This window comes from Mycobacterium innocens (assembly GCF_900566055.1).
Lineage (GTDB): Bacteria > Actinomycetota > Actinomycetes > Mycobacteriales > Mycobacteriaceae > Mycobacterium > Mycobacterium innocens.
The window spans coordinates 21,314-27,342 of the sequence record NZ_UPHQ01000022.1 but is presented as its reverse complement, the minus strand read 5'-3'; the positions used below and the strand labels follow the sequence as shown (position 1 = coordinate 27,342).

Annotated in this window: 5 protein-coding genes; 3 read left to right on the top strand and 2 right to left on the bottom strand. The window is 64.4% G+C overall.

Features of this window, described 5'->3' with window-relative positions; all coding sequences use genetic code 11:
- The first annotated feature begins 220 nt into the window (after positions 1-220).
- Positions 221-1,819 carry a site-specific integrase gene (locus tag EET03_RS02540; RefSeq protein ID WP_082274839.1) on the top strand — a complete coding sequence of 533 codons (1,599 nt, stop codon included), beginning with the start codon at positions 221-223 and terminating at the stop codon, positions 1,817-1,819.
- Positions 1,820-1,961: 142 nt separating this feature from the next.
- On the opposite strand, the gene EET03_RS02535 is transcribed toward EET03_RS02540, so the two are convergent.
- The gene (locus tag EET03_RS02535; RefSeq protein ID WP_075544454.1) at positions 1,962-2,573 is read right to left on the bottom strand and encodes a TetR/AcrR family transcriptional regulator; all 612 of its coding nucleotides are present in this window, start codon (positions 2,571-2,573) and stop codon (positions 1,962-1,964) included.
- A 54-nt stretch (positions 2,574-2,627) separates the two neighbouring features.
- Here EET03_RS02535 and EET03_RS02530 point away from each other — a divergent pair, with 54 nt between their 5' ends.
- Complete coding sequence (locus EET03_RS02530) at positions 2,628-3,482, top strand: phytanoyl-CoA dioxygenase family protein (RefSeq protein WP_075544455.1); 855 nt, start codon at positions 2,628-2,630, stop codon at positions 3,480-3,482.
- Between the two features lie 176 nt (positions 3,483-3,658).
- Here EET03_RS02530 and EET03_RS02525 read toward each other — a convergent pair whose 3' ends face one another.
- A complete protein-coding gene (locus tag EET03_RS02525) occupies positions 3,659-5,329 on the bottom strand; it encodes an FAD-dependent monooxygenase (RefSeq protein WP_099193931.1) in 1,671 nt (556 codons plus the stop codon).
- 80 nt (positions 5,330-5,409) lie between these two features.
- Between EET03_RS02525 and EET03_RS02520 the strand changes: the two genes are divergently transcribed.
- Entirely contained in the window at positions 5,410-6,009 is a 600-nt protein-coding gene (locus EET03_RS02520; protein ID WP_075544457.1) for a TetR/AcrR family transcriptional regulator, read from the top strand.
- Positions 6,010-6,029 lie beyond the last annotated feature (20 nt).

The window sequence follows — 6,029 nt, the reverse complement described above, 5'->3', positions numbered from 1 at the left end:
GCCGACTCTGCTCATGCGATATCTTCTTCACCACAAAGGCCTTTCCCGCTGGGCTGCGTTGAAGTCGCAAACCCAGCCAGGGTAAGGCCTTTGCCCTATCCTCCCCAGCCGACACGCTTACTCAGGGCCTAGCACCGCTGAGCTCGTCGATTCCTACCATGTTGCCTGTCGCCCGGTACGTGATGTCCTGGTCCGCTATCTCGATCAGAGGCGGTCGGCTATGGATTTCTCATCGTTCCGGTCAGTCGTCACGGTGTTGGTGGGGTTGTTCTGGGTCGACATCGAAAAGCATCATCCCGGTATCGACACGCTTCACCTGCCGTCAGATGTAGCCGAAGCCTGGAAACAGCGACTCCGGGTGGTGGTTTCAAAGGGCGTTGTCAAGCCGCGGCGGTTCTACATCACCCACCTGGTGACTGTACGCAGTTTCTATCTCGACATCGCCGAGTGGGCATTGGAGGATCCGACGTGGGCGCAATGGGCAGTCCCCTATCCGATCCGACGCGGCGAAACAATCGGCCTCGGTGAGGAAAAACAGAAGGTAATCGCTGACATGCATCAGCGGATCCGCGAGCGCCTGCCGCATCTGGATGCAATCGTCGAGGCGGTCGAGGATCAGCGCCGCACCACGTCCGAGCTACTGAATCGCGCGTCGCGCAGCCAGGTTGGGCAGACGTTCGAGTACGCAGGCCTGACCTACCAACGCGTGGCGCAGTACACCAAAAGGCGCGCGGCGCGCCATATGGGGTCACCTCGGGTAATGGTGCAGCGGCTCGGCACCCGGGAAAAGCATGACGCCACTCAGGCAGAAGACGACGCGTTCTGGTGCTGGGCGGTCGTTGAGACGCTGCGCCATACCGGCATTCGACTCGAGGAACTCCTTGAACTCACCCAGCTGGCGGTCGTTCAATACCAGCTTGCAGATACAGGCGAAGTTGTCCCTTTGCTCCAAATTGTCCCGTCGAAGAACAACGAGGAACGCGTACTGCTCATTGGGCCCGAGCTGGCCAATGTGCTGGTGGCCATCATCACTCGGCTCCGCCTATACCACGGCGGCAAAGTTCCGTCCGTGAGCCGCTATGACCCGGCAGAACGACTCGACGGCCCGCCGCTACCGCACCTATTCCAACGGTTCAGCAACCAACAAGCCCGCAACAGCGTGTTGAATCTTGAGCAGGTCCACCGTCTCCTGAATCTGGCAGTGGCCCACGCTGGAATCACCGACGCCGCTGGTGAACCAATGCGGTTCGTGCCGCACGATTTCCGTCGGATGTTCGCCACGGAAGCGGTGACGGGTGGTCTGCCCGTGCATATCGCCGCCAAAGTACTCGGCCATGCCAGTCTGGAAACGACACAGCACTATCTTGCTGTCTTCCCAGACGAGATGATCCGCGCCTACCGAACGTACATCGACAAACGACGAAGCATCCGGCCTGAAGCCGAATACCGGGAACCAAGCGAACAAGAATGGGTCGAGTTTCGGCAACATTTCCACGAACGCAAACTCGAACTCGGCACCTGCGGCAGGCCGTACGGCACGCCCTGTAAACATGAACACGCCTGCATCAGATGCCCGATGCTGCGAATCGATTCCAGACAGCGCGGACGCATCGCCGACATCATCGCCAACCTCACCGAACGAATCAAAGAAGCCGAAGTCAACGGCTGGCTCGGCGAAGTCGCAGGTCTGAAAATCAGCCGCGAAGCAGCAGTTAAGAAACTCACCAACCTCGATCGTGCCGCTGCTGCGGCCGCTCAGAGCCCGGTGAAGGCAGAGTTAGGAATCCCAACACTTCGAGATCCGTTGCGGCGTCGATGATTTTATGTGGCTCACGATTGAAATACGAGGATAACCGTTCGCCCACATCGGCTGCATCCGTCACGTGACTCCGCGAGCATCTTGCGGTCATGGCGATGTTTGTGACGGTCGCACGGCTTGCGCGGCTAGGGCCGGATCACCACTAGTCAGACGGCGCAAGGGAATTCGACCCTTGTCCGGCGATTCCGAGTGCGGCGGCGGTCAGCCGCCACAATCGTTCAGTGACCCTGCCTGGGGTAAGGGTTGGGGTGGCGCGGAGCTGTTGGGCGATCCCGTGACGCAGGCCGCCGATGATGTAGGCGCCGGCACTGTCGGGATCAAGGTCGGCGGGCAGCTGGCCCAGCTGCTGGCCGCGGCGGATGTTGCCAGCAGCGTTATCGATGAGGTTCTGGAGATAGGCCGCCTCAAGTTCGGGGAGCTGCGGGTCCAGGCTCGTGCGATTGAGCAGGATGGGCGCGAGGGGATCGGCGAAGTGGCGTGCAACGAATAAGCGGGTGCGTTCATGTTCGCGGGTGGCCCAGTCAGCGTCTGCGGGCAGATGGGTGTCGGCGATGGCCTCACGGAGGCTTTCATAGAAGCCGTCGTAAATTGCTATCAGCAGTCCGCTTTTGGAGCCGAAATGGTGGTAGAGCGCGCCCGTACTCAGCCCGGCACGACGGGTGAGCGCGCTCAACTCCATCACGCCGTTGCCGCGGATCAGTTCCTCGCGGGCGGCGTCGAGCAGCTGTTGACGTCCGATCGGGGCGCGTGCCATAGTCGAAAACATAACAGAAGTCAGTTATGCTAACCGGCCCGTGAGGAGCCCTGCGTGAGTACCGACGTGTCGTCCTTGATGGATCTGGGTGGGGATTTGGCCGGAACCTATCGCCGGACCGCCAGTAGCGGCGCGAGCATCGACGCGGCGGTTAGCGAGGCAGATCTTGCCGCGCTGCAGCGCGACGGGTATGTGATCCTGCCCGATCTACTGACGCCGGCCGAGCTCGGCGAGATCCGCGACGCTGTTGCGCCGCTGCTGGATCGACACGGCCGCAACGGTTTCGAGGGCCGGATGACACAGCGCGTGTACAGCGTGTTGAACAAGACCCGCAGTTGTGATCGGATCGCGGACCATCCGCGGGTGCTGGCGTTGCTGGATCGGTTGTTTCTGCCGAATTATCTGTTGTCGATGCTGCAGGTGATCAACATCTTGCCCGGCGAGCGGGCGCAGTTGCTGCACACCGATGACGGGTTTTACCCGCCGCCGCGCCCGCGCGCCGCGCTCGGAGCCGCCACGATTTGGGCGATCGACGATTTCACCGCGGATAACGGCGCCACCGACATCATCCTCGGCAGCCACCTGTGGGGGCAGCGGACGCCCGCGGAGACCGAGCGTGAACCGGTGGTGATGGAGGCTGGCTCGTGCGTGTTCTTCCTCAGCACGCTATGGCACGGCGGCGGCGCCAACCGCTCCGCTGCCCCGCGCCTGGCCGTGACCGCCCAGTATTGCGAGCCGTGGCTGCGCCCCCAGGAAGCGTTCACGTTGTCGACCACCCGTGACACCGTGCGCGCGGTGTCGGAAGACATTCGCCGCATGCTCGGCTACAGCATCCACCCGCCGTTCATCGGCCAAGTCGACGGCATGCATCCCAAACGCCTTCTCGAACCCCGCGCCCAGGCCCTATGACCGCGACGTTCTGGCAGGTGGAGGGTTCAGTCGTTGGTTTTGCCGGCTCGCCGCCAGCCTACTGCGGATTCGTTGTCCCACACCATGGCTTTGATCGCGATCCCTGAAGTCAGTTGATTGCCAATTTGGACAGCGGTGGTGGGCGATTCGGCCTGTTGTTGATCGCGAAATTGACGTCACAAATTCGGGCTGGCTGCCGCTTTCGGGGTGCGGGCGGTGGCACTAGGGGTGTACCAGGTCGCCAGGTATTTTCTGAGCCCGTCGGCGTCGCTGGCGGCGCCGCGCCAGGCGATGTAGCCGTCCGGCCGGATCAGCACCGCGGTGGGTGCGTTGATGTCGTATGCGTCGTGGACCTGGGTTTCTCGTGGGTCGATGTGGTGGATGTGAATGGCTGGTGCGAAGTCGTTGATGATGGCGCCGAACCGGTCACTCGGCTCGCTTGGTGTTCCGGTCTGGTCGAGTAGGAGCAGGTGGTGATCGGGTCCGTCGAGCAGGCTGAGCACGCTGGTCCCGGCGCGGCAGCCGGTTCGGAGTTCGGCGTGGGGTGCGCGGTCGCCGGGGCGTGCCCCGGTGATCGCGGTGCCTGCGCGGGTGGGGCTGAGCGCGTAGGTGATGGCGATTTGGGACAGGGTCGCGAATACGCGCCGGGTGGTGGCGGTCAGGTGGCGCAACGCGAAGGGCAGCAGGCGTGCGGCTACGCGGCGGCCCCACCGCACCGCTGTGCGGTCGGAGACCATCACGTTGAAGGCGTTGTCGGTGCCTTTGAGCAAGGCGCGAGCGACAGGCATGCGTTCGGCGGCGTAGCTGTCGAGCAGCGGCGCTTGGGCGTCTCCGCGGATGACTAGCGCGAGTTTCCAGGCGAGGTTGTAAGCGTCCTGGATGCCGGTGTTCATGCCTTGGCCGCCGACCGGGCTGTGGATGTGGGCGGCGTCGCCGATCAGAAAGACCTTGCCCACACTGAACCGCTGCGCCATCCGGTGGTGTAGCCGGTATAGCGAGACCCATTTGGCGTCGGAGACCGTGGCCCGCACCCCGGAGTGCTGGTCGATGGCCCGTTGGACGTCGGTGATGTCGAGCTGTTGGCGCGCGGCCATGTCCGGGGTGAGAGAACCCAGGACCCGGTAGCGCGGCGGGGCGCCGGGATCTGTCGGCATCGGCACGAAGAGGAAGGTGCCGCTGTCGGTGAGGGCCAGTCCCAGATGGTCACCGGTGTGCGGCCAGGTCACGGCCACGTCGGAGAGGAAGAAGGCTTGTTCGTAGGAGCCGCCGTCAAAGCCCAGATTCAGGGTGTGGCGCACGATGCTGCTGGCGCCGTCCGCGCCTATGACCCAGTGCGGCGTCACCGTTTCCTCGGTTGTCGTATCGCCCGGGTTGTGGTGGCGCAGAACCATTTCCACGTGATCGTCGTGAGCGCGCACAGTGTGCGCGTGCACGCCCCAGTCGACCGCGCCGCCGAGTTCGGTGAGCCGATCCAGCAGGAGGCGTTCGGTCTTGCTCTGCTCGAAGACCAGTAGGAACGGATACGGGGTCTGGCCGGCGCCCAGTGTGGCGAAGTCGATCAGGGAGCGGCCATCGTTGAGCAGCGTGCCGTTGGAGTAGGCGATCACCCCGGTGGCCTTTTTGCCGTGCGCGATCGCGGGGTCGGCCAGTCCGAGTTTGCGCCACAATTCCAGGGTGCGGGCCTGGACCACCAGGGCTCGGGACTGATCGGTGGGACCGCGCTCGGGGTCCACCACCCGCGCGGCGACTCCGTGGGCGGCCAGGACGACCGCCGCGGTCAGTCCCGACGGCCCGGCGCCGATGATCAGCACCTCCGGGGTGGACTGTTCGGTCGGAACTGGTCGCATCGTCGTCCTCACGCTAGTATTCAATACATGCTGAATTCTGCACGTACTGAATTCTGTCGTCAAGGCGCACAGGCGAGCCAGTGAGGCGACCCGCGCATTCCGGGCGGCGGCCCGGACCCAGCACCACCCGGGCGCTGATCGAGGACGTCGCGCGCAAGCAATTCGCCGAGCTGGGTTATGACCGCACCTCGATGCGGCAGGTCGCGATTGCGGCTGGGGTGGACCCGGCCCTGGTCACCCACTACTTCGGCACCAAACTCGACCTGTTCCTGGCCGTCGTCGAGTTACCGATCGATCCGGGGGCGTTGATCGATCACGTGGTGGCCGGTGACCCCGGCACCGCTGGGCTGCGCCTGGCCACCGCGGTCCTCGACGTCCTCGACGACGAGGTCCGGCGTCGGCCCATCGTCGGCATGGTCCGTGCCGCGACCGCCGAACCCGAAGCCGCCCGGCTGGTGCGCGACTTCCTCACCCGCGAACTCGTCGTTCCGATCGCCCGGCGGCTGGACGCCGACCAGGCCGACTACCGCGCCGGTCTGGTGATGTCGCAGGTCGTGGGCCTGACCCTGGCCCGCTACATCGTCGCGATCGCACCGCTGGCAACCCATCCCCGCGGGCGGCTGGCCGCTGACCTGGGCGCCACCCTGCAGCGCTACCTGCTCGGCGAGATCCACCCGTGACCGCCCCACGACAAAGAATC